Consider the following 2,814-nt stretch of genomic DNA (forward strand, 5'->3'; position numbering starts at 1 on the left):
GCTAGTTATGCCAAGAACGATGCTGCTTTGGCTAAGGCTGTTAGTCAAACACAAAATGCTATTAATACTGACCCAAACTTGTCTGGTTCAGATAAGCAAAGCCGCTTGACTGCCTTGAAGACTGCTCAAGAAAATGCGCAGAATGCCATTAATACGGCAACTTCTCCAGCCCAAGCCGACAGCACATTGGCAACTGGTTCTGACTTTAATAAGGCTACCCAGGCCGCAACTGATGACAGTAGTGTGACCCCATTAGCCACACAAAAGTCAAATGCCGCTAATCAACTTGATAACGACAAGGCCGGTGTTGATGCCCCAATCAACAATGATTCAACTTTGAGTCCGGCCGAACAGGCTGCTGAAGTTCAGGCTGCTAACAACATCTTGGACCAAGCTAAGACAACAGCAGCTAATGCAGCCGATGCCGATAGTGTCGCCAATGCAGTTGCTAGTGCCGTTCAAGCTGCTAACGCCTTGCATGACACGAAGACCGGTCTCTTGAACCAATTGGACCAAGAAGCCACTAACACGATTAGTAATTTGCAAAAGAATAAGGCTTTGACTGCAGCACAAGAAGGTCAATTGGAGCAAAACGTCAAAGATGCTTTGGCCAAGGCACGGACAGCGGTTGCCGCTGCTCCAGATGCAGCTAGTGCTCAAAACGCTGCCCAGTCAAGTGACTTCGCCAACGCCTTGCAAGCAGCTCAACAAGCCAGCGATGACACACCAACTTTGTCAGCCCAAGCAGGTACTGATGGAGCAACTTTGGCTAACCTGGTTCAACAAGCCAAGAATGCTTTGACCGGCTCAAATGCCAGTGCTCAAGGAGCCGCACTTGATCAATTACTTGGTCAAATGAAAGACGACTTGGCTAAGCAAACGGATGCCGATGCCATGGCTAAGGAATTGGCTGCTGATACTGCCGCAATCAATGGTATGAATGCTGCGAAAGCAGCAGCAATCAGCACCTTGGCAGATAAGGCTCAAGCAGCAGATAAGGCCTTGGACGCCAACGTTAATTTGACTGACGATGAACGACAAGACCGGAAGAACGCTGTTGCAGCTGCCTTGGCAACCGCAACGGATGCTGTTAACCAGGCCACGAGTGCTGATACTGCAACCGCGGAATCAAACAGCTCAGACTATGCAGATGATTTGGCTAACGCAACGAGTGGCCAAGGGGTTAAGAGCTTGGCAGACCGTCAAGCCGATGCAACCCGTGCTTTGCAGGTTGAAGAAACAGTTTTGGCTAACAAGATTGATAACGACCCAACATTGACAGCGGCAGAACGTCAAGCCCAAAAGGATGCTTTGGCTCAGGCCACTGCTCAAGCAGGTCAAGCAATTACGAATGCCGGAAATGCCACGGCCGTTGAGAATTCATTGAACTTAGCTACGCAAACACTCGATACTTTGCAAGCTACAAAGCAAGCTGACCGGGCTAGCCTGGCTGCTGATTACCAAAGTGCTACTGCTGCTATTAAGCAAAATGACACTTTGACAGATGCCCAAAAGGCAGACCGTCAAGCAGCTTTGGACAAGGCCTACCAAGCAGCTAAGGATGGCTTGAATGCTGACCAAAGCACAACCGGTGTCCAAGCAGATCCAAATTACACAGGCTTTGCAACTGCCAAGAACACTGCCACTGACTTTAGTGCCGTGCCATCATTGGCCGACCAAAAGGTAGCGGCTAAGAAGACTTTGGCCCAAGCTGAAGTTGATGCCGAAGCTGAGGTTCAAAAGGACCCAAGCCTTGATGCTGCAGCTAAGACCCGTCAAATCCAAGCTTTGGAAGCTGCCTTAACGACAGCCGAAAGCAACTTGGACCAACAGGCGAACGCCCAAGATATTACGGATTATACACCTGCTGCTTCAAAGGACTTTGCAGACATGAACCAAACCAAGGCTCAAGGTCGTCAAACTTTGAACACTGATGCAGCCAACCAAATTGCTGCTATCAATAATGACAGCACTTTGTCGGCTGACCAAAAGCAAGCTGAAATCCAAAGCGTTCAAGCTGCTTTGGCTAAGGCCTTGGCTAAGATTGATGATGGACAAGACGTTCCAGCTATCAAAGCCGTCCTTGAATCAGCCGACGTTCAAGCTAACGTTGTGACTGGTCACCATCCTGCACCAGCTAACCAAGCAGCGGTTTCAGAACTTGCTCGCACAAGCCTTGAACCTGCTGTAACACCAAAGCTTGGCGCACAGCCAGCTGCAGTGAAGGCTCAAACACCTGCAACAAAGGCTGCCCAACCAGCAACTCGGGTAGAAAAGCATGGTGACAAGGACCACGCTAAGAAGGCACCGGTTGCTCAAAAGGCAACTGGAATTAGCCAGAAGAAGTTAATTGATGCCGGCTTCTTGACTTCAGCCATTGGAACAATGGCTTGGGGCTTTGCTAAGCGTTACAAGAAAAACTAATTAGGAGGAATATTAGTACAATTAAAAACTGCTCCGTGGTCAATCGACCGCGGGGCAGTTTTTGATTTGGCAGGTTTTTTGTTGGACTTTTAGGATGAAAAAATGCAAGATAATTTGTTTATGCCATTACGGTTGTCAAAGGGGACTGGGCCCGGTATACTGCCAGCAAGTAGGAATTAGACAAGCTTAATCGTAAACCTCCAAGCGGGGGTAGAGAGGTAGTTTGCCGATGCAGAAACAGATACGAAAGAAAGTAAGTCTAACACTCTTATTAGTGTTAATCGGACCATTGTTGGTTCAGGCAGGAACCCAACCGCTGCAGGTCTGGGCCGACCAGGGAAAGCCGGGTCGGTCGCCAGCTGCTCTTAGTCAGGCCAGTCCAACCAATAC

At 49.1% G+C, this 2,814-nt stretch carries 1 protein-coding gene; it reads left to right on the forward strand.

Annotated elements, in window-relative coordinates:
- On the forward strand, nt 1–2,424 hold a 2,424-nt coding region (locus AOQ29_RS06175), incomplete at its 5' end, for a DUF1542 domain-containing protein (RefSeq protein ID WP_158530765.1).
- Nucleotides 2,425–2,814 lie beyond the last annotated feature (390 nt).

The sequence above is a fragment of the Fructobacillus ficulneus genome, from assembly GCF_001047075.2.
Lineage (GTDB): Bacteria > Bacillota > Bacilli > Lactobacillales > Lactobacillaceae > Fructobacillus > Fructobacillus ficulneus.